This window comes from Pseudomonas sp. SL4(2022) (assembly GCF_026625725.1).
Classification (GTDB): Bacteria; Pseudomonadota; Gammaproteobacteria; order Pseudomonadales; family Pseudomonadaceae; genus Aquipseudomonas.
In genome coordinates, this window is sequence record NZ_CP113060.1 from 940726 (window position 1) to 965652 (window position 24927).

The 24927-nt window shown below is 61.9% G+C and carries 18 protein-coding genes and 1 pseudogene; 11 read left to right on the plus strand and 8 right to left on the minus strand.

The features are described from left to right. The first annotated feature begins 6 nt into the window (after window positions 1–6). The gene (locus tag OU997_RS04380) at window positions 7–777 is read left to right on the plus strand and encodes a sulfite exporter TauE/SafE family protein (RefSeq protein ID WP_267809206.1); all 771 of its coding nucleotides are present in this window, start codon (window positions 7–9) and stop codon (window positions 775–777) included. A gap of 3 nt (window positions 778–780) precedes the next feature. On the opposite strand, the gene OU997_RS04385 is transcribed toward OU997_RS04380, so the two are convergent. Continuing rightward, a complete protein-coding gene (locus OU997_RS04385; protein ID WP_108490016.1) occupies window positions 781–1773 on the minus strand; it encodes an AraC family transcriptional regulator in 993 nt (330 codons plus the stop codon). Between the two features lie 173 nt (window positions 1774–1946). On the opposite strand from OU997_RS04385, the gene OU997_RS04390 reads away from it, so the two are divergent. From OU997_RS04390 to OU997_RS04415, 6 genes are all read left to right on the plus strand, one after another. Then, complete coding sequence (locus OU997_RS04390) at window positions 1947–2801, plus strand: MaoC/PaaZ C-terminal domain-containing protein (protein WP_267809207.1); 855 nt, start codon at window positions 1947–1949, stop codon at window positions 2799–2801. A gap of 91 nt (window positions 2802–2892) precedes the next feature. Further along, window positions 2893–3207, plus strand: a complete 315-nt coding sequence (locus OU997_RS04395; protein ID WP_108488258.1) for a nucleotide pyrophosphohydrolase — start codon at window positions 2893–2895, stop codon at window positions 3205–3207. Continuing rightward, a complete protein-coding gene (locus tag OU997_RS04400) occupies window positions 3204–3953 on the plus strand; it encodes a methyltransferase (RefSeq protein ID WP_267809210.1) in 750 nt (249 codons plus the stop codon). The genes OU997_RS04395 and OU997_RS04400 overlap by 4 nt, the downstream gene beginning before the upstream one ends. 29 nt (window positions 3954–3982) lie before the next feature. Further along, window positions 3983–4576, plus strand: a complete 594-nt coding sequence (locus OU997_RS04405) for a DUF4136 domain-containing protein (RefSeq protein ID WP_267809211.1) — start codon at window positions 3983–3985, stop codon at window positions 4574–4576. Window positions 4577–4600: 24 nt separating this feature from the next. Next, window positions 4601–5164: a DUF4136 domain-containing protein gene (locus tag OU997_RS04410; RefSeq protein ID WP_267809213.1), complete on the plus strand. Its 564-nt coding sequence runs from the start codon at window positions 4601–4603 to the stop codon at window positions 5162–5164. 31 nt (window positions 5165–5195) lie between these two features. After that, window positions 5196–5684: a GNAT family N-acetyltransferase gene (locus OU997_RS04415; RefSeq protein WP_267809215.1), complete on the plus strand. Its 489-nt coding sequence runs from the start codon at window positions 5196–5198 to the stop codon at window positions 5682–5684. A gap of 6 nt (window positions 5685–5690) precedes the next feature. Here OU997_RS04415 and OU997_RS04420 read toward each other — a convergent pair whose 3' ends face one another. After that, on the minus strand, window positions 5691–6590 hold the full coding sequence (locus OU997_RS04420; protein ID WP_267809216.1) for a LysR family transcriptional regulator: 900 nt from the start codon (window positions 6588–6590) through the stop codon (window positions 5691–5693). A gap of 99 nt (window positions 6591–6689) precedes the next feature. Here OU997_RS04420 and OU997_RS04425 point away from each other — a divergent pair, with 99 nt between their 5' ends. Beyond that, window positions 6690–7562: an MBL fold metallo-hydrolase gene (locus tag OU997_RS04425; protein WP_267809217.1), complete on the plus strand. Its 873-nt coding sequence runs from the start codon at window positions 6690–6692 to the stop codon at window positions 7560–7562. A 351-nt stretch (window positions 7563–7913) separates the two neighbouring features. On the opposite strand, the gene OU997_RS20845 is transcribed toward OU997_RS04425, so the two are convergent. Together OU997_RS20845 and OU997_RS04445 are read right to left on the minus strand one after the other, a co-directional pair. Further along, window positions 7914–10625: an EAL domain-containing protein gene (locus OU997_RS20845; RefSeq protein ID WP_324288928.1), complete on the minus strand. Its 2712-nt coding sequence runs from the start codon at window positions 10623–10625 to the stop codon at window positions 7914–7916. A gap of 76 nt (window positions 10626–10701) precedes the next feature. Beyond that, window positions 10702–11640 carry a tripartite tricarboxylate transporter substrate binding protein gene (locus tag OU997_RS04445; RefSeq protein ID WP_267809219.1) on the minus strand — a complete coding sequence of 313 codons (939 nt, stop codon included), beginning with the start codon at window positions 11638–11640 and terminating at the stop codon, window positions 10702–10704. A gap of 276 nt (window positions 11641–11916) precedes the next feature. Between OU997_RS04445 and OU997_RS04450 the strand changes: the two genes are divergently transcribed. Continuing rightward, complete coding sequence (locus OU997_RS04450; RefSeq protein ID WP_267809221.1) at window positions 11917–13038, plus strand: GGDEF domain-containing protein; 1122 nt, start codon at window positions 11917–11919, stop codon at window positions 13036–13038. Between the two features lie 35 nt (window positions 13039–13073). On the opposite strand, the gene OU997_RS20945 is transcribed toward OU997_RS04450, so the two are convergent. The 3 genes and pseudogenes from OU997_RS20945 to pbpC form a co-directional block, all read right to left on the minus strand. Next, complete coding sequence (locus tag OU997_RS20945) at window positions 13074–13811, minus strand: methyl-accepting chemotaxis protein (RefSeq protein ID WP_371920641.1); 738 nt, start codon at window positions 13809–13811, stop codon at window positions 13074–13076. A gap of 132 nt (window positions 13812–13943) precedes the next feature. Further along, window positions 13944–15005, minus strand: a pseudogene (locus tag OU997_RS20950) (cache domain-containing protein); the annotation flags it as partial. A 164-nt stretch (window positions 15006–15169) separates the two neighbouring features. Then, window positions 15170–17539 (minus strand): peptidoglycan glycosyltransferase PbpC, encoded by a 2370-nt coding sequence (gene pbpC / locus OU997_RS04460; protein ID WP_420713238.1) that lies wholly within the window; start codon window positions 17537–17539, stop codon window positions 15170–15172. Between the two features lie 350 nt (window positions 17540–17889). On the opposite strand from pbpC, the gene OU997_RS04465 reads away from it, so the two are divergent. Then, window positions 17890–19377, plus strand: a complete 1488-nt coding sequence (locus OU997_RS04465) for a M4 family metallopeptidase (protein ID WP_267809224.1) — start codon at window positions 17890–17892, stop codon at window positions 19375–19377. Window positions 19378–19531: 154 nt separating this feature from the next. Further along, window positions 19532–19825 (plus strand): hypothetical protein, encoded by a 294-nt coding sequence (locus tag OU997_RS04470; protein WP_108488246.1) that lies wholly within the window; start codon window positions 19532–19534, stop codon window positions 19823–19825. A 51-nt stretch (window positions 19826–19876) separates the two neighbouring features. On the opposite strand, the gene OU997_RS04475 is transcribed toward OU997_RS04470, so the two are convergent. Further along, on the minus strand, window positions 19877–24799 hold the full coding sequence (locus tag OU997_RS04475) for an alpha-2-macroglobulin family protein (protein ID WP_267809226.1): 4923 nt from the start codon (window positions 24797–24799) through the stop codon (window positions 19877–19879). Window positions 24800–24927: the final 128 nt, after the last annotated feature.

Below are 24927 nucleotides of genomic sequence, written 5' to 3' on the forward strand. Positions count from 1 at the left end.
AGCCTCATGTCAGTGCCAGATATTCTGCTTCTGCTTGCCGCCGGTTTTGCTGCCGGCGGGATGAATGCCCTCGCCGGTGGCGGGACCTTTTTCTCCTTCCCGGCCCTGCTCGCGGCGGGCCTGCCGCCAGTGACGGCCAATGCCACCAATGCCGTGGCGCTATGGCCGGCCAGCCTGGCTGGTGCCTGGGCGGCACGCGACACACTGCGCCCGCTTGGCCGTTATCTGCTGCCGTTGCTACTGGCCGGACTGGCTGGCGGTTTAGCCGGCGGGCTGTTGCTGCTGCTTGGCGGCGATGCGCTCTTTGCCACACTGATTCCCTGGCTGCTGCTGGCCGCCACCGCGCTGTTTGCCGCCAGCCCCAGGCTCAGTCGCTGGCTGGCTGCACGTCGCGCCGACGCCGCCCAACCGCCGCACAGCCCGCTGTCACTGAGCGCGCATATTGGCGTGTCGATCTATGGTGGCTACTTCGGTGCCGGCATGGGCATCCTGCAACTGGCGACATTCTCCATCGAAGGCCACCCACTGGCCCGCGCCAATGCCCTGAAAAACCTGATTTCGGCGGTGATCTACAGCGTCGCCACGGCAACCTTTATCATCGCCGGGCGGGTCAGCGGGTATGAGTTGGGGATTCTGCTGGTGGGTGCCACCGTAGGCGGCTATGCCGGCGGTGCGCTGGGCCAGCGTTTGCCGACCAAGTTCCTGCGCCTGCTGGTGATCAGCGTGGGCAGCGGGATGACGCTGTATTACTTCTGGGCGACCTATTTCGCCCAGTAGCACTCAATTTTTGCCGCGTTTGCGAAACTCCACCGGGGTTTCGCCGACCCAGCGCTTGAACGCGCGATAGAAGGTGCTCGGCTCGGAGAAGCCAGTGCGCTCGACAATCACCTCGATGCGCTCATCCGTATTGAGTAGCAGGTCCTTGGCTAAACGGCAGCGGTAGTCAGTCACCAGGTCATTGAAGCGCACCCCGGCCATGGCCAGTCGCTCGCGCAGCCGCCGCGCCGGCATGTTCAGCCGCGCGGCGACCTGCTCCAGGGTCGCGCCGCTGTCGACCAGCAACTCGCCAATCAGCTCACGCACCTTGCGCACCAGGTCCAGTCGCTCGACTTCGGCCAGCTGCCGCCGCGCCAACGACTCGTGCATGCGCAGCAGTTCCGGGGCGGCATGCCGTGAGGTTTTGTCCAGCACAGCGGCATTGAACACCAGCGCGTAACGCTCACCACCCAGTTGTGCTGGACAGCCATACACCTGCTGATAACGCTCAGCCGGGGCACCTTCGGCATGCATGAACTGCACTTCATAGGGGGTAAAGTCACCTTCTGTCAGCGCATCGAACAAGCGGATCACCGCGCCGGCGAGCATTTCCGGGAAATGGCGTGGGGTGCCGGGAACCAGCCCGAGCACCAGCACCGCGCGCTCGCCCTGGACGTCCAGCTTGGCGTTCAGGGTGTCGGAGAGCAGGCGTACATAGCGCAGGGCATGGCGCAGGCCTTCGCCGAAGGTCTCACTGGAAAGGAACAGGTATTCCAGCAGCAGGCCATGAAAGGCTGGAAGGTGCTGGGCCAGGTAAAGGCCGACATGCTCTTCACCGCATTCGTCGATCGCCGCCTTCCAGAACAGCGTCTGGGCGGCATGCGGAAACCGGCCGGCGGGCAAACCACCAGGCGGCAGGCCGACACGCGCCAGCACGCGATCAGGATCGGTACCACTGGCACGCAAGGCATCTAATACGGGCCGCATCAGCGCCACGTCGTCAGTCAGGTCACGCATTTTTCAGAAATTCTTATTGTTCGCGAGGCGCAGCCATCTTAGGCAGCTTTAGGTCCTGCGCTCAAGGCGTGAATACGTGCAATTGACTGCCCCGCCGCACAACCAGGCAGGGCGGCCAATGCAGATACAGACGCGCCGACTAAGCTGCTGCCACCGTTCTGAGGAGTGCCCCCATGGCCATCGACTGGCTCGATCTGCCCACCCCACCCGCATTACCCGGCCTTTTTCTACGCGCGGCTCTGCGTCGCCGCGTCACCGGGCGCCGCTTGCCTGAGTTGGGCGTGCGCTGTCAGGTAACCGTGAATACCCAACACCTGGCTCGCTATCGGCAGATCTGTGGGTTTGCTGACGACCACCTTCTCCCCGCCCCCTATCCGCATATCCTGGCCTTCGCCCTGCAAATGCAGCTGCTCACAGACCGGCGCTTTCCGTTCCCGCTGCTGGGGCTGGTGCATCTGGAAAACCATATCCGCGTGCTACGCCCGCTTGGAGGCCTCGGGCCGTTCACGGTCAGCGTGCAGGTGCAAAACCTACAGCCGCATGACAAGGGCGTGACCTTCAGCCTGATCACCCAACTGCACGACCAGCTCGGCCTGCTCTGGGAAGGTGATAGCCGCATCCTATGCCGCGCCCTGCGTCTGGACGGCAAGCCACTCGAGCGAGACGGCGAAACAGCGCTTGAGCAGACCACCCTGGCGCATTGGCGTGTGCCAGCCGATATCGGCCGGCGCTACGCGCGCGTTGCTGGCGACTACAACCCGATCCATCTGTTTGCCGCCACCGCCAAGCTGTTCGGCTTCCCCCGCGCCATTGCCCACGGGCTGTGGAACAAAGGCCGCGCCCTGGCCGAGCTGGGCACGCGCCTGCCTGCCGCCGGCTATGAAGTGAGCGTGCGTTTCCAAAAACCGGTGCTGCTGCCCGCCGACGTACGCCTACTGAGCAGCGAGCCTGCGGCCAATGGCCAGTTCAGCCTGCTCGGTGATGATGAGCGCGTGCACATGACCGGCCACTGGCGAACACTGGGCTGAATCCTCCGGAGGCTGCCGTTTCCAGTACGGCAGCCGCTTGCACCGCACGGCCGAACCCCCGAAGCTAGGCGTCTGTTTGCTGGAGCGCCTGATGAACCTCGCTGAAATCACCACCCGTATGCACGCCATTCGTGATCACAATGACTGGCGTCCCTTTCACAGCCCGAAGAACCTGAGCATGGCCGCCAGCGTGGAAATGGCCGAGCTGGTGGAAATTTTCCAGTGGCTGAACGAAGCGCAATCGCGGCAACTCAGCGCTGAGCAACTCACCCATGCCGGGCAAGAAATCGGCGACGTCATCCTCTATCTGGTGCTGCTGTGTGGCGAACTGGGTCTGGACATGGAACAGGTGGTGCGCGCCAAACTGGCCGACAACGAACGGCGTTTCCTCGGAGACACGCCATGACTGATCGGCACTTCGACGAGCTGGCCACGCGTTTTGCCGAGAAGATCTACGGCGGCGCCAAGGGTGCGATTCGCCTGGCCGTACTCCAGGCCGATCTCGCCGAAGCCCTGCCCGACAGGCCGCTGCGGGTGCTGGATATTGGCGCGGGGCTTGGCCATATGTCGCTGTGGCTGGCCGAGCGCGGCCATCAGGTGACGCTGACGGAACCTGCCGAACCGATGCTCAATGGTGCACGCGAGCGCTTTGCCGCAGCAGGACAACATGCCACCTTTATTCAAGCGCCCTGGCAGGACTTGCTCGGCCAGCGAGAGCAACCTTACGACCTGGTGATCTGCCATGCGGTGCTGGAGTGGCTGGCCGAACCGCACAGCATTCTGCCGGTGCTGCACCAGCTGTGCGCGCCCGGTGGCTGGCTGTCGCTGGCGTTCTACAACAAGGATGCGCTGATCTACCGCAACCTGCTTAAAGGCCACTTCCGCAAGCTGCGCAAGGCCGAGTTTGCTGGCGAGAAGCAAAGTCTGACCCCGCAGATGCCGCTTGATCCGCGCGAGCTGGCGGCGCAACTTGAGGCGAATTGGCAGGTCGAAAGCCAGAGTGGCGTGCGGGTGTTTCACGACTACATGCCGCCACCCTTTCAGGCCAAGGCTGAGTTGATCGACCTGCTGGAAATGGAACTGGCCTACCGCCGCCACCCCAGCTTTGCCGGGCTGGGGCGCTACCTGCACTGGATCTGCCGGCCACGCTGATTGCCCTCTCACTGGAGGCTGAACACTCAATGAAAAGACTGGGCGCATTACTGCTACTGACGAGTCTCGCAGCCTGCCAGAGCGACAACCCGTATACCGCCGAAAGTAAGCCCCTGCCGCCTGCTCCTGCACAGGCGGCCCAGCAACTGGATCTCAGCGCCTATCCGGCAAAACCACGCGACTTCGGCCGCTACCTCACCTGGAGCTGGCAACGCCTGCCTGCCGGCACGGCCTGGGCCAGCTCCGAGCAGGTGCAGGAAGCCCTCAGCAATGCCCTCGACCAACGCGGCCTGCGCCCACATCGCGCCGGCAACACCAGCGACCTCAAGGTCAGCGCCGAGCTGCGTTTGGAGCAACGCCTGCGCCAGGTCACCGAACACTACGGCAGCCAGTACGGTCATAGTCGGTATGGCAACGACTACGGCATGTGGGGCAGTGCGCCGCTGGTGCGCAGCTATACCGAAGAGGTCATGGTGGTGCGCATCGAGTTGTTCGATGGCCAGGATGGTCAGCCGATCTGGAGCGCCAGCGCCGAAACCCTTAACAGCGGCAGCCAGAGTGAACGCGCCGCGGCATTGCGCAATGCGGTACAACAGGCTCTGGCGGCGTACCCACCACACTGATTGCTGAACCCGAGGAGAGCCCCCATGCGTGCATCACTGCTGTTACTGCCCCTGCTGCTGATCCTTAGCGCCTGCCAGACACCGCAGCTGGAACGCGACTTCGACCCCGAGCGGGACTTTACCGCTTACCGCAGCTGGAGCTGGCAGGAACCTGCCGTACAGTTCAAACCCGATGACCCGCGCATCAACAGCGACCTCACCGGCCAACGTATTCGCAGCGCGGTCCGCGAACAGCTCGACCAACGTGGCCTGCGCGCAGCAACGGCAAATACGCCGGGCGATCTCAAGGTGCAAGTGTGGATGATCGTCGACAACCGCCAGCAGCAGGTCAGCACCCACTTTGGCGGAGGCTGGGGCGAGCCATGGTCCGGGGGGTTCTGGGGCGGCCCGAGTTATGTGGAAACCCGCACGTTGGACTATCAGGTCGGCATCCTGCAGATCGACCTGCTCGACGGCAAGGACGGCAAGTTGGTCTGGCGCGGCAGTGCCGAACAGGTGCTGCGCAGCCGCCAACCCAGCCCCAACGAGCGCGCGGCAGCGATTCGCAGTACGGTTGCAGAAGTGCTAAGCCAATACCCACCGCGCTGAGCGCGCACTCCTCACTCAACAAGGATGTTGCATGAGCACCACCCCACACCTCAGCCATCGCCCTGCTGCGGCGGCTGATCTGGCCCAGATTGTCGGCTTTCCACAGAACGCCGATGAGCTGTTCTTCTGTTTTCCCAAGGCAGACTGGCCACTGAGCATCGGCCAGTTGGCCGCCGCCATGGCCGAACGCCGCGACAGCACGGTGGTCCTGTTCGATGGCCGGGTGGCCGGCTTTGCCAACTTCTACCAGTGGCACTACAACGACCACTGCGCCCTCGGCAACCTGATGGTGGCGCCCTGGGCCCGCGGCCATGGCGTGGCGCATTATCTGGTGGCGGTGATGGAGCAGCTGGCGCGTGAGCATTACCACGCCAAGCGCATGCAGGTGTCGTGCTTCAACGCCAACAGCGCCGGCCTGCTGCTCTACCCCAAGCTCGGTTATGCCCTCAGCGGCGTGGTCGAACGCCGCGACCCCAAGGGCCAGCGCGGCGCGCTGATCCAGTTCAATAAACCGCTATAGACCGGCTTACAGGTCCCAGTCCGGCCGATCCGCCAACCGCTGAATCAGAAAATCCAGCAGCGCGCGCAGCGCCGGCGGCATTTGCCGGCGCGTGCCGTACAGGGCGTGGATGCCCAGCTGCTGCGGCTCGTAGTCAGGCAGTAACCGCACCAGCGCTCCGGAACGCAGATGCGCACCGACCGAATAACGCGGCTGCAAGCTGATGCCGATATCGGCCAGCGCGGCTTCCAGCAGCACCATGGATTCATTGGCGCTGAGGTTGCCGCTCACCGCCACGGCATGCGGCTCACCGGCGCGGCTGAACTCCCAGATGCTGCGACCAAAATAGGCATAACTCAGGCAGTTGTGTTGGGCCAGCTCCTCGGGCCGCTGCGGTGTGCCGTGCCTGGCCAGGTAGGCGGGAGTGGCGCACACCACCGAGCGGCACACCGCCAACTGGCGGGCGATCAGGTTAGGGTCGAGCTGATTGGTGATGCGCAGGGCCAGGTCGATACGCGCCTCCACCAGATTGACCGCCTGGCTGCCCACCAGCAGATCGACGCTGACCTGCGGATACAGGCGAATAAACTCATCCAGCGCATGCACCAGCCAGGCTTGGGCCAGCGACTGGCTGCAGGCAATGCGCAAAGTGCCACGCGGGGCGGCCTCATCCGTACGGCTGACGCTCTGCATGGCGTCTGCCATGGCCAGCATCTCGCGGCACTGGCCGAGCAACTGCTCGCCGGCACCGGTCAGGCTCAGCTTGCGCGTGGTGCGGTGCAGCAAGCGCGCGCCCACCCAGGTTTCCAGCTCACCGAGGTAGCGCGAAACCATCGCCCGTGACATCTCCAGTGCATCGGCGGCGGCGGTCTGGCTACCGCGCTCCACCACTTCGACAAAGACCCGCGTAGCCGTCAGGCGATCCATGATTAGCTCAAATAGCGCAACAAATATGCGCAGATTACGGGGCTTTTTGATCGTTTTAAAGCAACTAACATACGCTCATTCACTCAACAGGAGTTCACCATGTCGATCATCACTCACCTGCGCGGCCTGCTGGCCAGCGCCAGCCTGCTGACCCTGGCGACCACCGCCATGGCCCAACCACTGACCCTGGATGTTTACAACCCGGGCGAAAAAGCCGTGTTCCCCGTCACCTCAACGCTGATCAGCGGCGAGCGCGATGTCATGCTGGTCGATGCGCAGTTCTCCAACCGTGAAGCCCAGGAACTGGTTGAGCGCATTCGAGCCAGCGGCAAAAACCTCACCACCATCTTTATCAGCCATGGCGACCCGGACTTCTACTTCGGCCTGGACACCCTGACCCGCGCCTTCCCCAAGGCCAAGGTGCTGGCCACCGCCGAAACCATCGCTTATATCGAAAAAAGCCGCGCACCCAAACTGGCCTACTGGGGCCCGATCCTCAAGGACACCGCACCGGCCCGTACAGTGGTGCCGCACGCCCTGCAAGGCGATCACCTGAGCCTGGAAGGCCAGCGCATCGAGCTGATCGGCCATGACCCCAAGCACACCAGCCTGTGGATTCCGAGCATCAAGGCCGTGGTGGGCGGCGTGCTGACCTACGCCAACATCCACCCCTGGATTGCCGATGCACAAACAGTAGAGGCCCGTAAATCCTGGCTGAAATCGCTGGATGAGTTGCAAGCACTGCAACCGAAAACCCTGGTGCCGGGGCACTACATGGGCCAACCAACGTTAAACCTGGATGACCTGCGCTTTACTCGCAACTACCTCAATGACTTGGAAGCGGCACTGCCCAACGCCAAGAACAGCCAAGCGCTGATCGAAACCATGAAAGCCAAGTACCCACAGCTGCTCGACGCCAGCAGCCTGGAACTGAGCGCCAAGGTGCTCAAGGGTGAAATGCAGTGGCCATAACTCGCCGCACCTGAAGGACCTCGCAGCAGCCCAAAAGGCCTGGCTCAACGCCAGGCCTTTCTGCATGCACCCGGCAGCGATCTAACGCGCCAACGCTGACGACGCCCTGGCCATCCTGATTTTCAGGGCGCAACTGCCCGGGCTGACCAACCTAAAATCCGGTGGCCGAAGCCCGTTGTCGTGCCTGGTGGCCGGCAGCATGCTGCTGTTGATAGCGCTGAAACAGCGTCGCAATGGCCGCAAGGGCGAGGGGCTAGGCCTTAACGAAGCCAGTGCGACCAGCATTGATGGCGTTGGGCGGACATGAACAGCCAGACGCCATCGATCACGTGCTGGAGCACTGCGCGGGCCTCAACCCGGCTCGGTCGCCGCTGCGGCAAACAACTGCTCCAGCGGCACCGGCCGGCCGAAGTAATACCCCTGGAAGCAGGTGCAGCCAAAGCTGCTCAGACGGTCGCACTGGGCCTGGGTCTCCACTCCTTCGGCGATCACGTCCAGCTTCAGGGCATGCGCCAGTGACACGATGGTGCAGGCAATATCGGCATCCTGATTATCGCTGAGCAGGTCGCAGACAAAGGAGCGGTCGATCTTCAGCTGATCCAATGGCAGGGTCTTGAGGTAGGACAGCGAAGAATAGCCGGTGCCGAAGTCATCCAAGGCAAAGCGCAGGCCATGCGCCTTGAGCCGAGCCATTTTGGCAATCACCGCTTCACGGCCATCGAGCAGCATGCTCTCAGTGATTTCCAGCTTCAGGCTGCTGGGGTTGCAGCCGCTGCGCTGCACGATATGCAGCACCTGCTCGACAAAATCGGGCTGCTGCAACTGCTTGGCACTGACGTTGACCGACAGGCTCAGATGACGCAACTCGGCCGACCGCCCCCACTGCGCCAGGGTCGCGCAGGCCGTCTGCAACACCCACTCGCCCAACGGCAGAATCAGCCCGCTACCTTCGGCTATCGGGATGATCTCACCCGGCGTGAGCAGGCCGCGCTGCGGATGCTGCCAACGCAGCAGCACTTCCGCGCCCTGCAACCCTTCACGCTGATCAATCTGCGCCTGGTAGTAGAGGATGAACTCGCTTTTCAGCAGCCCTTGACGCAATTCGCTTTCCAGGCTGGCGCGCTGCATCACCCGTTGCTGCATCTGGGGTTCGAAGAAACAGCAGGTATTGCGCCCCAGCGCCTTGGCCTGGTACATGGCCAGGTCGGCCTGTTTGAGCAGGTCATCCAGCGGCTCACCGGTGCCATTGAACATGGCAATGCCAATACTCAAGGTGCTGAAGTGCTCCACGCCACCGACCCTGAACGGCTGACGCAAAGCGACCAGCACCTTGTCGGCAATGGCGCCGGCTTGCTGCGCAGCCGCCAACGGCTCGACGCCCAGGTTTTCCAGAAGGATGACAAATTCGTCGCCACCGATACGCGCCACACTGTCAGCCTGCCGCACGCAGCCCACCAGTCGCTCGGCCACCTGCTGCAAAAACTGATCGCCAATGTCATGGCCGCGAGCATCATTGAGCGTTTTGAAATCATCCAGGTCGATAAACATTACCGCACCACGCTGGCGTGTGCTTTCGCTGGCGAGCACGGCATGCTCCAGCCGCTCGCGTTGCAAGCGGCGGTTGGGCAGGCTGGTCAATGGGTCGTAGTAGGCCAGTTGCTCGATACGCTGTTCAGCCGCCTTGCGCTGGGTGGTATCCGCCAGGGTGATCACATAATTGAAGTGTGGTTCAGCCGCGCCGCTGCGCACGGCAGCAATGCTCAGCCACTGCGGGTAGTCCTGACCATGCTTGCGCCGACCAAATATTTCGCCCTGCCAAGCGCCCTGCCCGGCCAACGCCGCCTCCATGGCCGCACGATTGCTGGCGAGGCTATCCGGTACCAGCGTGAGGTCGAAAAGGCTGCCCACCACTTCGCTTTCGCTGTAGCCACTCATGCGGCTGAATGCCGGGTTGGCGCGTAACACCACAAACTGCGCATCGGTTACCAACATGCCTTCAGCAGCCTCAAACACCGTGGCCGCAATCTGCAGGTCCTCCACCATGCGCTGCATTGCCACGCCGACGCGGTTGTATTCATAGATGCCGGTGGGTTGAAAACCGCGATCACGGGCCCCTGCCTGAGTCGCCTCAATAAATCCAAGCAACTGATTGATAGCCCGGTCATGACTGATTCGCAGCAACCAGGCCGCCACCAGTAACAACAGCAGAAAGCCGCTGCTGATCAGCAGAAACGAGTGCAGGTAGCTCTCATAAATTGAGGCAAAACGGTTATCCGATACGCCAAGGGTCAGCCAGAATGGCTCCTTGACGCCTTTTAGGGTGATCGGCAAGCGCTGCACATACAACTCACTGCCATCGCGCTCCAGGCGTGTCAGGCTGGCCGCACTGTCGCGCCACAGCGCCCGATCGCCCTGCCACAGCAGTGGCTGCTGTGCATACCCCAGTACCAGCAGGTCGAGGCGGCTGCTGGCGCTCAACTCAGCGAGCAAGGAGCGGTTATCAGCCAGCACCAGCCCGACAAACAGATAGCCCCGCAATTGCAGGCTCGCAGGGTCAAAGATTGGTTTGGCCTTGAGCAAGACACTCTGCGCCCCTGCCTGAGCCACAGACCAACTCGCTACGTAATGAATGGGGGAACGGAGTGCTGCCACCAAGGGCTGTATGTCATACAACGGCAGACCGGCATCCATCACCAACTTGCCGGCCGGATCAAGCACGAAGAAGACGTCCAGACGAGCATCGGTATTGGCGTCCTGGAACATAAACGCCACATCCGCAGCAATGTCCTCCACCGCCACTGCCGTCTCCGACAAGGCACTTATCGAGCGCCTTGCAGATGCACTGTGCAGATAGACATCGAGCAACTGCAGGCGGCTTTCGATAAGACTGATGATGGTCCGTTGATACTGCTGCAGGCGGTTCTTGATCTCGCTTTGCAGATTATCCTCGGCGGTGCGCAGCGAATAAACCATCACCACACTGATTGCGACCATGCCGAGCATGCCGAACAACAGTGCAATCCGGGTGGAGAACTTCAACTCCCAGCGGGCCATCTTGGGCATCGATCTACTGCTCATCACCATCGTGCCTCAGGGTAACGAAGGGGCAATCACGTATCCGTGAATGTTCGGTTCACGGTTACAGACCGATTTCATCAATCAGCGCCCGATATTCTTGCATCTGTTGCAGCAGCAGCGGCTTGACCTCTGCACCGCGCATGAACATGACCGGCTGACGAATACGTCGCTCCGTCACCTCGATGAAGCGCGGATCCTTGCTCGCTTGCGCCAACGCCGACGCCAGCACCTCAACCTGATCAGCTGGCGTATTGGCTGGCACCATGACGATACGCGTGGTTTGCAAACCGAGTCCGTAACCCAGCTCGCGCAAAGTCGGCGCCTCGGGATAACCGCGTAGCCGCTCATCAGCCAGACTGGCCAGCACCTGCATCTCACCAGAATCGGTATAGCCGGTATGGGTGCCGCCGCTGTAAGCAAAAACCGCCTCGCCAGAAATCACCAGCGGCGCCATAGCGGCACCACCAGAGGTTGGCATCGTACGCAGTTGCAGCCCTTCGCGCCGGGCGATTGCCTTGATAATCAGGCGATCTTCAGCCGCCTGACTGACATAGACCTGCCCCGGATTGGCACGCAGATAGGCCAGTAACCCAGACCAATCGCGAATACCGTGCTTGGCTCCAGTAACGAACGCGGGCTGCTCTAGAGACAAGCCGGCAACATAGGTAAAACTGTCAATATCATATGAAGCCGGCGAAAGCAGTGGGGCAATGCTCACCACGGATGAACCACCAAACTGGAACACATAGCCTTGCTCAAGACTGCTGGCCAACATCGCAGTGGCAGCAGCACCACCGGCACCAGGCAGGTTGCTGACTTCAACGGGTTGCCCCAGCTGTTCTTGCAACACCTGCGCCAGCACTCGCCCCTGCTGATCCGTGCTGCCGCCTGTGGCATAGCCGATGATCATGGTCAGCGGGCGCTCAGGGAATACGGCCGCCGCCGCGATATGCCCCCAAACGCTCAGCAGCAACAGCCAGCCTGCACGCCCGATCAACATGCTCACCTCACTTTGTCATGCCGTATGCACGCCACTGGCGTGAACCCGATAGGTTTTAGGAAACAACCAAGCGACGGATGCACCCATCCTTTGGTTTTAGCTCACCTCGGTCAATCACACCAGAAAGCTGAAAATGACCGCGAAATACTGGAGAACACTGCGCATTTACCTCATTTTCAAGCAAACAGGGCGCCGATCAGCATAGATGGCGATATGACAGCTTTTTCCGTGCGGACGGGTTATGCTGCCAGCACGTCGAATTTGTGATCACAGAGCATGACTGAAGCCCACGTTCCCCGTGAGTCAGCAGCGTTCGCCCTTTGGCGCGAAGCGCAAGACACGCGCAACCGCTCACCGCTGGGTGGTGCCTATTACCTGCTGGCCTGGTTTCTGACCTGGGTCTTCAGCAATGAACCCGATGCGCTGATCGCCTCCGGTCTGATCGGTCTGGTTACCTTCGCCCTGCTTTTGGCGCTGCGCGTGCTGCATCGCCTCCCCGCACAGCAGAACGATGCCACGCTCAGGCGCTGGCTCAATATTCACTGGGGATTGATCCTGTTGACGGCGCTCAGTTGGGGACTGGCCCATGCGTTCGTACACAAACAGCCCCTGTTCAGCGACTCGGCCATCATTGCCACCCTCAGCACCATCGCCTTCAGCACGGCGCTGGCATTCAACTTTGCCATGCGCAAGCGACCGGCCATCCTGGCCCTGCTGCTGCTCTACTTGCCCGGATTACTCAGCCTGGCCATGGACTGGCAAGAACAACATGCCATCCTGATCACGCTCAGTTTCTATCTGAGCTACCTGCTGCTGGCCCTCAGTCGCAGTCACCGTGAATACCACAATACCCTGGCCCTGGAACGGCAACTGCTCGAACAACAGAAAAAACTGGAACAGCTCAGCCGCACTGACAGCCTGACCCAACTGGGCAACCGCTACCAGTTCAACAACCTGTTCCCGGCAATGGTGGCCAACGCCCAGCGGCAGCACCAGCCGTTGTCCCTGGTGCTGTTGGACATTGATTATTTCAAACGAATCAACGATCAATATGGCCACATTTGCGGTGACCACTGCCTAAGCGCCTTCGCTGAGCGCATGCGCCAGAACTTCCGGCGTGACAGTGATGCACTGCTACGGCTGGGCGGAGAAGAATTCGGCATTCTCATGCCCAATACCCGCCTGGAAGAAGCACGCCAGATGGCCGAACGATTCCGTCAGGAGCTTGAGCGCGAAGGCTTCAGCGTACCGGGAACATCCCTACCGCTAACAGCCAGCCTGGGCGTGGGCTGCTTTGATACACAACTCGATGGCACTGCCGAGGCATTCTTCAAACGGGTTGATGACGCCTTGTACCAAGCCAAGAACGCCGGCCGCAACCGCATCGAGCTGGCCTGAAACAGGCGGCAAAGCAGTGCCGCCTGTTTCAGAATTTAGAGGCGGAAGCTGCTCATCTGCTTGGCCAAATCATCGGCCAAACCACGCAGGGTCCGGCAGTCTTCCTTACAGACTTGCACCTCGCCGGCGGTGGCGTGCGCCAGATCCGCAATCCCCTGCACATTTCGATTGATCTCTTCGGTGACCGACGACTGCTCTTCGGTGGCTGCCGCAACCTGAGTATTCATATCGCTGATGCGCTCAACCTGATCGGTGATCGCACTGAGCGATTGCCCCGTGCGCTGGCTGGCTTCAACCCCGGTGCCCGTGGCGCTCTGTCCGGCATGCATGGAACTGACGGCGGTTTCTGCCCCCTGCTTAAGGCGCTGAATCATCTGCTGGATCTCGTCAGTCGAGCTTTGCGTACGACTGGCCAGGGTGCGCACTTCATCGGCCACCACGGCAAAGCCACGCCCCATCTCACCGGCACGCGCCGCCTCGATGGCAGCATTGAGCGCCAGCAGGTTGGTCTGTTCGGAGATACCGCGAATGACAGCCAGCACCTGATCAATCGAGGCAACCTGCTCGGCCAATTCACCCACTGCGGCCGCGGCCCCCCCGATGTCAGCCGACATGCTCTCGATATGGTTGATCGACTCCCCCACCACCTTGCGGGCCTGCTGCGCTTCCTCGCGTGCCGCCTGAGAAGCGTGGGCGGCACTGCTGGCGTTGCGCGCGATTTCCTGCACAGTCAGCCCCATCTCATGCACAGCAGTGGCAACCATATCGGTCATTTCCTGCTGCTGGCTGGAGCGTCCAGCAGTGTTATCGACCACCTGTGCCACCTGACTGACCGAGGCGCGTAAACGTTCACTGGTCGCCAGTACATCGCTGATCAGACTACGCTGACCGCCAATAAACCGATTGAATCCACGAGCCAGATCACCCAGCTCGTCCTCGCGAGACTCATCCAGGCGACGGGTCAGGTCACCGCCACCACCACCGATTTCCACCAACGCAGCAGTCACCTGACGGATCGGCCGCACCAGACCACCCGCCAGCAGTACCACCAGCCCTAAGAACAACAGCGCCACACCAATGCCGATGGCGCTGGTCATGAACAGCGCCTGTCGCGCCTCGGCATAGATTTCCGCCTCAGGTACTTCACTGACCAGCAACCAGTCTAGGCTGCCAAGTTTCTGTGCCACAGCCAGATAGGCTTCGCCTTTGCGCTCAAAACGCACGGTTTTGCCGCCACTGTTCAGCAGCTGATCAGCGGGGCCTGTACCAAACAGCTCCGCAAGGCGCCCACTGCCGCTCAACTCGGCTTGTGGGTGCACTTTGATCTCGCCCTGAGCATCAATCAGGAAGACCTGGCCACGCTCACCAAAACGAAAGTCACGAATCATTTCCGACATGGCCTTGAGGCTGAAGCCCAGACCGGAAACGCCTAGGGTCTTAGTGCCCTGTTTGATGCGCTGATTGATAAACAGGGTGGGCAGCCGCGTGCCTTTATCAATGTCGATTTCCAGCACCTGGTCGCGGCTGCTGTCGACCAGCTTGTAGAACCACTGGTTCTCCGCCTGGTCACGGCTAATGACCCGAGCCAGGCCTGCGCCGGTGAAGTAGTTGCCGCTTTCCAGCACGGCAATCGAGGTGGTCAGGGCGTTCTGCTGTTGACGCACACCATCCAGGTAACGCGCCACGGCATCCCGCTGCCCCTGATCTTCGCCTGCTGCCAGCCAATCCTGAATAAAGCTATTGCCGGCAATTCCTGCGTTGGCTGTAATCGGCGCGGTGAGCACCCTTTCCAGGTCATTACGAATTGCCAACACCCGAGCCGGCAATGCTTCCTCAACCAGAAAGCGTTCGCTCAAGCGGTTGACCACCGCCGAATAAATGCCAACCACAATCAGAATACTGGCAAGCAGGGCTGCGCCCATACTGAGACTCAGCTGCCACTGAATGCTGCGCTTCCACACGCTCATGAAACTTTACCTTTTGATTATTATTGGAAAAGATTGATTGAATACAAATATGTATACAAACTCAATCACCCACCGATGTATAACCTATCGACCAGCCAACCGGCGTCTTTAACGCCCTGGCACCTGGCCTTAGCTATTTTCAGCGCGGCCCCTCCGAACTGTGATCACGGCAACACACTGAAACTCAGTTTGGCGGTTTGGCCACTCTCGTCGAGCACACTGAGCTGATAGCGGCCGGCCCGCGCGAAACTCTGGCTAAGCGCGCTTTCGGCCGTGGTTTCCGCCACCGGTTGGCCGTCGACAAACCACCAGCGCCGGCCACTGCCACCCAACGCAGACAGGCGCAAGCGCAGGGGTTCGGCGCTGCCCGCCGGACGGCGTAAACGGTCGCCTTCGCGTACGCCGACTATCGACAGCGGCGCAGCGACGGGCACATGCCGTGGCGGACACTGCGGATCAACCGCCGGCAGGCGCGCACTGCGGCGCTCACGGCGCGGCAGCCAGGGCTCCAGCGGCGCCGGCCACAACGCCAGGCGCTGTACAGTAGCCCCCAGGCAACTGGCATCCACACGCAGCCCGGCGGCATTCACCCAGAGAATTTCCTGCAGGCCCAAACCCAGCGGCTGATCCTGCGCCGGCAAGGTCGGCGGCGTGGTGCCATCCAGGGTCCAGGCAAAGCGCTGGCGCCGGCAATTGGGATCGCGACTGTCAAGCGGCTGGCCCAGCGGCCAACAGATGGCGGCCACGCCGACCGAGGCCGGCTGTGGATCACCCGGCAAGGCAATGCCGCGCTGGCTGTCGCGGTTGACCAGCAGATCATGCACCTGCAGCAGCAGCGGCGCCGCCGACGCCAAGCCGAACTGGCCGGACACCGGTGTGCCATCAGGCCGGCCGATCCAGATGCCGATCAGGTAGCGCGGCGCCACGCCAATCGCCCAGGCATCACGAAAGCCATAGCTGGTGCCGGTCTTCCAGGCCAGGCTCGGGCGCTGCACCAGGTGCGCGCGCGGATCACGGTCCGGGCGCGCCTGACCGCTGAGAATGCGTCGCACAATCCAGGCCGAACCGGGCGACAACAACCGCCGCTCATGCAGGCCATCCTGCGGCTGAAACCGCAGGCGCGCGGCCATGCCGCCGCGGGCAAAGGCGCTGTAACCGCTGACCAGCTCCTCCAGGCGACTGCCCGCCCCGCCGAGAATCAGCGCCAGGTTGGGTTCAGCCAACAGCGGCAGCAGCAAGGGTACCCCGGCACTGCGCAGTTCACCGGCAAAACGCTTCGGCCCGTAGGCCTCCAGCAGCTGTACAGCGGGCAGATTCAGAGAGGTCGCCAGCGCCTCACTGGCGGACACCGCGCCGCTGAAACCGGCGGCAAAATTGCCTGGGCGGTAATCGCCATAGCGCCGTGGCACATCCTGCAGCAGCGATTCGGAATGGATCAGCCCTTCATCCAGGGCCATGCCGTAGAGAAAGGGTTTCAACGTCGAGCCGGGCGAACGCACCGCGTTGATCATGTCGACATGACCAAAGCGTTTGGTGTCGCCGATATCAATCGAGCCCACATAAGCGCGTACCGCCATGCTCGACTGCTCCACCACCAGAATCGCCGCCGAGGTACGCTCTGGCAGCCGCGCCCGCCAACCGAGCAAGAGGTCTTCGAGGCGGCGCTGCAAGGCAGCATCAATCGTCGTGCGAATCAGCGGTGGGCTGCCCGCCGTATTCAGCCGCCGCGCCAGCAGCGGTGCCAGACGCGGTTCCTGACGCGGAGCCAGCAGTACCGGCTCTTCCAGCGCATCGTTGATTGCCGACTGCGGCCAAATCTGAAAACTGGCCAGGCGCTTGAGCACTTTGTCGCGCGCCGCCTGCGCTCGCTCGGGGTGGCGATCGGGGCGCAAACGACTGGGCGCTTGCGGCAGCACCGCGAGCAGAGCGGCTTCGGCGCGGGTCAGCTGGCTCGGCGACTTACCCAGATAAGCCCAACTGGCAGCCGCCACCCCCTGCAGCGTGCCACCAAAGGGCGAGCGATTGAGGTAAAGGGTGAGGATTTCATCCTTGGACAGGTGCCACTCCAGCTGCAGCGTGCGCCACAGCTGCTTGAGTTTGCCGCTGTAGCTGCGCGCATGCGGATCGAGCAGGCGCGCCACCTGCATGGACAATGTACTGCCACCGGACAGTACGCGCCCGCCACTGAGGTTCTGCCAGGCCGCGCGGCCCAGCGCCAGCGGGTTAACCCCGGGGTGCTGATAGAACCAGCGGTCCTCATAGGTCAGCAGCGCCTCCAGGTAATAGGGCGATACCTCACTGGCGCTGACCGGATAACGCCAGACGCCGTCATGGTCGGCAAAGCGCCACAGCGGTGCGCCGTCCTCGGCCAACACCACGCGGGCCAGGTCATCACCCGGCACAGGCAGCGGAAATAACCGGTCAGCGGCTGCAAGAACCAGCAGCAGGCACAATGGAATAGCCAGCCAGGGACGACGCAAATACCTCACCAGAACAGCGCGAGCTGCCACCAACCGACCCGTCCCAGAACGCATAGCGCCTCTCTCAACACACATCCCTGAAGCGCCGCACTATACGCGGCGCTGCTCAATAATTCTGGCATCTGCTGGCAACTCGAAACCTGACGTGCAAAAGCGCTACGCCATGGCAGAACATGCCATATCCGCCAGAACACACGAGGAAAAGCACCGCGCTAGAGCTGTTTGCGCCCATTGTTATCTTTTTGCGTCATTTTTTTGATATTCATATTTTTGACGCCTATACCTTGGGTTCGCTGTTAACGCCTGGCTACCCGCCGCGCCAACACCAGTGAAAAACCGTTATCGCCATAAGGCAACGGTCTACTCACGGAGCCATCCTCCGCTTACCCAATGGAGCTACATCAATGCACAGGAAGATCTTCCCGAAAACTTTGCTACTCGCCGCACTTGTTTCCCCCGCCGGCACCTTCGCCGCAGAACTGATTGATCTCTCAACCCTGCCAACCCGCCCCGGTATAGCCGGTACCAGCGACATCCATGATGACCTTGGGCTGCAGCCGGACGAGCTGAACGCCACCCTGAGCGCGCAACTGCCTGATGGCGCCCAGGTCGTGCGCTATCAACAGTTCTATAAGGGCATCCGGGTGTGGGGCGAAGCCATCACCGAGTTTACCGACGGTAGCCAGCCCCTGCGCAGCGGCCGTCTGGTAAGTGACATCAGCAGCGACCTGGTACGCGATGCAACGCCAACGCTCAGCGCCAAACAAGCCCTGGAAATGGCCAAAAGCCTGAAAGCCAGCGGCCTGCCGAGCGAGAACGAACAGAGCGAACTGGTTGTGCGGCTCGATGCGCAGCAACGCGCACAGCTGGCGTACGTGGTGTCGTTTTTTGTCCCTGGGGCCAAACCTTCACGCCCGTTCTTTATGATCGAAGCCAACAGCGGCGAGCTGCTCGATCAATGGGAAGGCCTCAACCACGCCCAGGCAACCGGCCCGGGTGGCAACCTGAAAAGTGGCCGTTACCTGTATGGAACGGACTACGGGCATCTGTTGGTCAACAACAAGTGCCAGATGGACAGCGGCAATGTCATCACCGTCAACCTCAACCACAGCCTGAATAACAGCAGCACCACACCCTTTCAGTTCGCCTGTTCGTTCAACGATTTCAAGAGCATCAACGGCGCTTTCTCGCCGCTGAACGACGCGCACTACTTCGGTAACGTGGTGTTCCAAATGTATGGCAACTGGTTTGGTGGCCTGCGCCCGCTGCTCAACCGCAAGCTGTATATGAAGGTGCATTACGGCAACGGCTATGAAAATGCCTTCTGGGACGGTCAGGCAATGACCTTCGGCGATGGTCGTAATCGCTTCTACCCACTGGTATCGCTGGACGTCTCCGCCCACGAAGTCAGCCATGGCTTTACCGAGCTGCATTCGGGATTGGTCTACAGCAACCAGTCCGGCGGCATCAATGAAGCGTTCTCAGATATGGCTGGCGAAGCGGCCGAATACTTTATGAAAGGCAAGAATGACTGGAAGGTCGGCTACGACATCTTCAAAGGTGACGGCGCTTTGCGCTATATGGACCAACCCAACCGTGACGGCCGCTCCATTGACCATGCCGACAAGTACCGCGCGGGAATGGATGTTCACCACTCAAGCGGGGTGTATAACCGCGCGTTCTACCTGCTCAGCCAGAAAGTCGGTTGGAATACCCGCAAAGCATTTGAAGTGTTTGTCGACGCCAACCGTTTTTATTGGACAGAAACCAGCGACTTCAACCGCGGCGCCTGCGGCGTGATCCAGTCGGCGCAGAACCGCAGTTATGGCTCTGCCGACGCCATTGCGGCCTTTGCCGCAGTGGGTGTCAGCTGTCCAACCCTGCTTAACTAAAACGGACTACGCCACAAGCCCCTGTCTCGCTGAGGCAGGGGCTTTTCTATGTCCAGCGCAGGCGGGTCATGTTCTGTAACGCGGCCCTTCTGCCCAATGACTGGCACACTGGCGCGCAGTAGCAATCAACGCAGGGTCGAGTGGAACGAGAACTATGGGTGTAGACGGTTTTTTTGAATCCCTTGGCGAGGCAGTCGGCTCGGTGATCCGCTTTATCGTCGAAGGCTTGAGCGGCTTTTTCGGCATGCTCGGCGGCGCGGTCAGCAGCTTTATCACGGGCATGTCCAAGGCCTTGGGGGTAACGCCATCATTGCTCAGCATCGTGGTGCTGCTGGCCGGTCTCTGGTTGCTGTACCTGGCGGTACGCGCCTTTATCCGCCGCTCGATCATTGCTGGGATGATCTGGCTGGTGCTGGGGTTGTGGTTGCTGAGCGGTCTGATCAGCTAAATCACACCGGCTAAACAACAAGGCCCGCCAACTTGGCGGGCCTTGTGCGTTCTAGCGCTCCTTGACCACCAGACGCCCCGGCGTGGTGCCCAAGGCCTGCCAGTTCGGCCGGTACATCGACTCCACTTGCGGTGGCGGCACGCGGTAGCTTCCCGGGGTAACAGCGCGGGCCAGGTACAGCAGGTGGGTGGTGTCGTAGCCGTTGACATCCAGCGCCGCGACGTAGCGATCACCACGGAACTCCTGGTGCTTGATCGCTGCGTTCTGCATCGACTCACGCCACTCTTTCACTGCACTGCTGGCGTCATCCAGGCTGGCCGAGCTTTGCGCAAGGTTCTGGTTTTCCAACTCCAGGCCTGCCGGCAGCAGGTCAACCACCAAGGCATCCGGTACGCGCTGCTGGGCGGATACGGCCAGGTGCACCAGCACCAGCTCGCCGCTTTGCAGGTTGCTCAGGTCCAGCTTCTCACCGTCCATACCTAGGTATTCACGGTAGATACTGAGATTTTCACCACCGGCAGCTGGGGCCTGACTGGGGTAACCGGACAGGGTCAGCTGCTGATACAGCGGGGTATCACCCGGCTTGCTTGCCGAATTACGGATGCTCAACGGCGCAGTAAGGTCGCTGCCATCGAGTTTGAGTCCCGGCTGCGCACTGCTCAGCTCGAAAGCCAAGCTGCCGCTTTGCAGCGCGGCGCTCCAGCTCGGCTCCGGCTTGCTCAGCAGGTTGCGCCCGGCCAGGTACAGCGAGTTGCGTTCCTGGGTCGACAGCCACTGTTGCCCGGCCACTTCATCGGCCAGGTTGAACAGCCGCTCTTCGCGGCGATTGCCGGCCAGATCGTGTTCCTCCAACAGGGCCAGAATCAGCGCCTGGTCGCGCAGCGGGCTGCCATAGTCGGCCAGCCAGTTATTGCTCTCGCGACCACGGGCCAGGCCTGCAGTCAGCAGCTCATCAGCGCGCGGCTGATCACCCATTTTTTGCAGGGCCACGGCCAGGTGCACCAGCGGCAAACCGGACAGTGCATCGCTGCGCCGCTCATACAGGCTGCGCAAGGCTCCCAGCGGCGCCTGCTGGCTGCGCGCCAGCACGTAACCGGCGTAGGCCTGCACGGCAAAGCGGCTGTGCTCGGCGTTGTCGCTGTAGTTGACCTCGATCAGGTGACGTTCCTGCAGGTAGCGCAGCAGGCGTTCGTTGGCCTTTTTCAGCGCCTCTTCCGGTACGCCGAAACCCTGTTCACGGGCGCGCAGGAGGAAGTCGCTGACGTAGGCGGTCAGCCAGTATTCCTCTTCGCTGTCCGCGCCCCACAGACCGAAGCTGCCGTTGTAGCGCTGCATGCTCAGCAGACGCTCGATGCCCAACTCGATGGAGCGCTTGCGCTGCTCATCCGGCTCGGCTTCTACGCCTAGGCGCTTCAGCGTGGCCGCATCGGCATACAGCGACGGGTACAAACCACTGGTGGTCTGCTCCAGGCAACCGTATGGATAGGCTTTCAGTGCTCGAATCTGCTCGCCCAGGTTGAGCGGCGGCCGGCTGGAAATCGCCAGCCGCGCTTCCAGCCCTGCCGCCTCGAAGGCACTCAGCGCATTGGCCGGCAGCAGCCAGGGCTCATCTTTGAGCACCGCACGGAAATGCTGCAACTGCGCCGGGTAGGCCGGACGAATGCCCAGCGTCCACTCGCGGCTGAACGGCGGCAGCTCTTCACCCGGCAGAGCCAGGCCGTTGATGCTGACTTTGAAGCGCCCTTGGCCATAACCACCCAATGCAGTCACCGGAATGCGCAAAATGGTGCGCTGGCCATCGGCCAGGGTGATAGGTGCCACCGCCGCACCGGGGTTCTGCGCCAGACGCAGCTGACCTTCGGCACTCAGTTGCACATCGAGTTTCTGCTCGCGCCCGGACAGGTTGCTCAGGTCCAGGGCCAGGGTGGTTTCATCACCGCCAGCGAGGAAGCGCGGCGCGGACAGCTCGGCGATCAGCGGCGCAGCAACCACTGTCTTGCCTTCGCCCATGCCGTAGTGCTCATCGGTCCAGGCTTGTGCCATCAGACGCAGTTCGCCGTTGAAGTCGGGGATATTCAGGCTGACTTCGCCTTCACCCTGTTCGTTCAGTTTCAACGGTTGGCTCTGCAGCGCGACGATCAGCACGCTGGTATCCGGGCGCTTGCCGCCACCGGCCAGCGCCGCGTCACCGCCGAAGGCCAGCTTGGCCACCCGGCCTTGGCCGGCTTCGATCAACTGCCCATAGATGTCCAACTGATCCGCGCCATAGGCCTTGCGCCCGAAGAAGTTGGCGAACGGATCGGGCGTCGCGTAGTCGGTGATATTGAGGATGCCGACATCCACCGCGGCCACCAGCACCTGCGCCTGTTTCGGGATACTGCCGTCGGCGTTGCGCGCCTGCACCTTGACCTTGAGCGGCTGATTGGGGCGCATCTTCTCCGCTGCGGTGAGGCTCAGCGCCAGTTTGCGCGGCGCACGTTCCAGCGGCAGATGCAGCAGGCCGACCGCACGTTTAGGGGTGGCATTGCTCTTGCGCTCGCCGGGACGGATCACCAGGGCGCTGACATACAGGTCATGCCGTGCCCAGTCCTTGGCAATCGGAATGTCGAAGGTCTTGCCCTCGGCCGGCACCTCGATCTCTTCCCACCACAGCGGCCCTTCGCTGGACTCCACCATCAGGTAGCCCTTGCCCGCAGAAGGTGGGGTAACGGTGACCTGGGCGGTGTCGCCATCGACGTACGCCGGTTTATCCAGCGCCAGCTTGACCTGATCCGGGCGCACGGCGCCGCCGTCGGCGTTGTCCTGCCAGCGGTAGCCGGCCCAGAAACGCAGGCTGCTGAGCAGGCCAGTCTGCGCATCAATCACTTCGACGCGGTACGGGCCCCACTCCACCGGGAAGCTGATCTTGGCGGTGCCGCCAGCAGCGACCTTGAGGGTTTCTTCGTTAAGGGTGAGGAATTTCTCGGTGTAGTTATGGCTCCAGCCATCGCTCTCGGAGAAGTTCCAGAAGTAGTCACGGCGCTCACGGATCAGACGCACGCTGAGCTGATCAGCCGCCAGCTTGTTGCCCTCGGCATCGGCCACCAGCACTTCGAACTCGGCCAGGCTGTCGGCGTCGACTTCTTCGCCGTCAAACAGCCCGCGCACCCCCGGCAGGCGCTCGGCCGGCCAGACCGGCTGGACAATCCGCCGGGTAATCGCCCGACCACCAGACTCCTGCAGGCTGGCTTGCAGAATCAAACGCAGCGGCGATTTGGCATCGCTCCAACGGCTTTCGATATCCAGACTGGCCTTGCCCTGCTCGTCGAGGCTGGTTTCATCCAGCTCGATGTCCTCGCTCAACTCTTCTTCGGTAACCGAACCGAACTGATAGCCCGGCAAACTCGCCACCGCCTCACGCAGCGGGCGCACATAGAGCTGGCCGCTGAGGCGATTGCCAGCGGCCGGTGCGCCATACAGGTAGCGTCCCGTCACGTCGAACTGGGCATTTTCTGCCGGGCTGTAAGGCACGTCGCTGCCCTTGAGCTCCAGGGCCATGCGCTCGGGCAGGAAGTCTTCCACGGAGAACTCGTAGAGCTGCTGACGACCATCGCCGAGGTCGAACAGCAACTGCCAGCGTCCGGTCGGCGCTTCGTCGGCCAGTTGCAGCTGGTATTGGTACAGACCGCTGTCATCGGCCTGCCAGACGAACTTGCGGCTGACCTGCTCATCCGGCCGGCGCACTTCCACATTTACCGGCTGGGCTTTTACCGCGCGGCCATCGGCGTCACGCAGCAGGCCGTTGAGCAGCACGGTCTCGCCAGGGCGATAAAGGTCACGTGGGCCGAACACGAAGAACTGTAACGGGTGGGCGACAGGGCCGGCGATATCGAACTCGGCCAGATCCAGCGCGGCGGTGTTCAGGCGTAGCAGGCTGGTCTGTTCACCCTGATGAGCCAGCAGCACTTCGGCCTTGGGCGGCAACGGCAGTTCGCCATGGCCAGCGCCATCGGTCTTGCCTTCGGCCAGCACCTGGCCTTCGGCATCAAGGATTTCCAGGCGCACATCGCCGAGGGCATCACCGCCGGCCAGGGCCTGGGTGAAGACATCAATACGATTCTGATAGCGCCGTGCGGACAGGCCGATATCACTCAGGGTGAACAGCGTGGCCGGTTGCGAGTAGTTGTAGCTGCCCGCTTCACGCATCACCGCCAGGTACACGCCGGGCTGCTTGAAGGGTTCCAGGCCGGCAATTGGCAGCAACAGGGTTTCGCGGGTGTTGCGCGCCGGGTTCAGGTCAAAGCGGCCACCGTAGACCAGCTCGGCCATCGGCAGCAGGCTGCGGGCTTCCCAGTTATCCAGATTGCTCGCGCGGCCCCAGCGGTTGAGGAAGGCCGGCAGCGATTCGGGTTTGATGCGGAAGAACTCGACATTCACCTTGTCAACGTTCAGCGCAATCACCGGCAGGCCTTCGGCAAGGCGCGTCGGCAGCAGGGAACCCCGACTGGCGAAGCCGACGCTGGCTTGCAGGTCGTGGGTTTCCAGGCGAGTGACCTGCTCGGCGGCGAGGCTTTTGCCATTCAGCCCGAGCAGCCCGGCATCCACCGTCAGCACCAGCTTGCGCTGCGGCTCCAGGTGGCGCAGGCGCACCTCCATCAGGTTGTCGCTCAATTCCCAGGCACCGTCGACCTTGCCGTCTTTGCTATCCACCAGATGCAGGCGCTCGGCGAGCTTTTGCTCGGGATCGAGCGGCACCGAGAAGCTGATCGACAGGGTGCTGGCGCCCTCAAGTTGCACTTCCGAGACATCCACCACGGTCAGTTCACGGCCGGCGTAGCGTTCGGCCAGTGCTTGGCGGTCGACCGCCGGTTTGGCGGCCTCGCTGCTCGCGGAGGGCGCGTGGGTCGCCGTCACTTCGGCAGGCCCAGGGGTGGATGAATCACAGGCGCTGAGCAGACTCAGGACAAGTGCCAGAAGCAGTCCATTCTTCGGCATTGCGGGGCTCCAACAAGGGTAGATGCAGAGGCCTGACACTATAGTCGAGACGCTTGTGCAGAACTAAGCGCATGTACGCAAAATTTCGCGCCAGCACAGGCCGGTCGTTCCGTGTTTAATAACCCGTC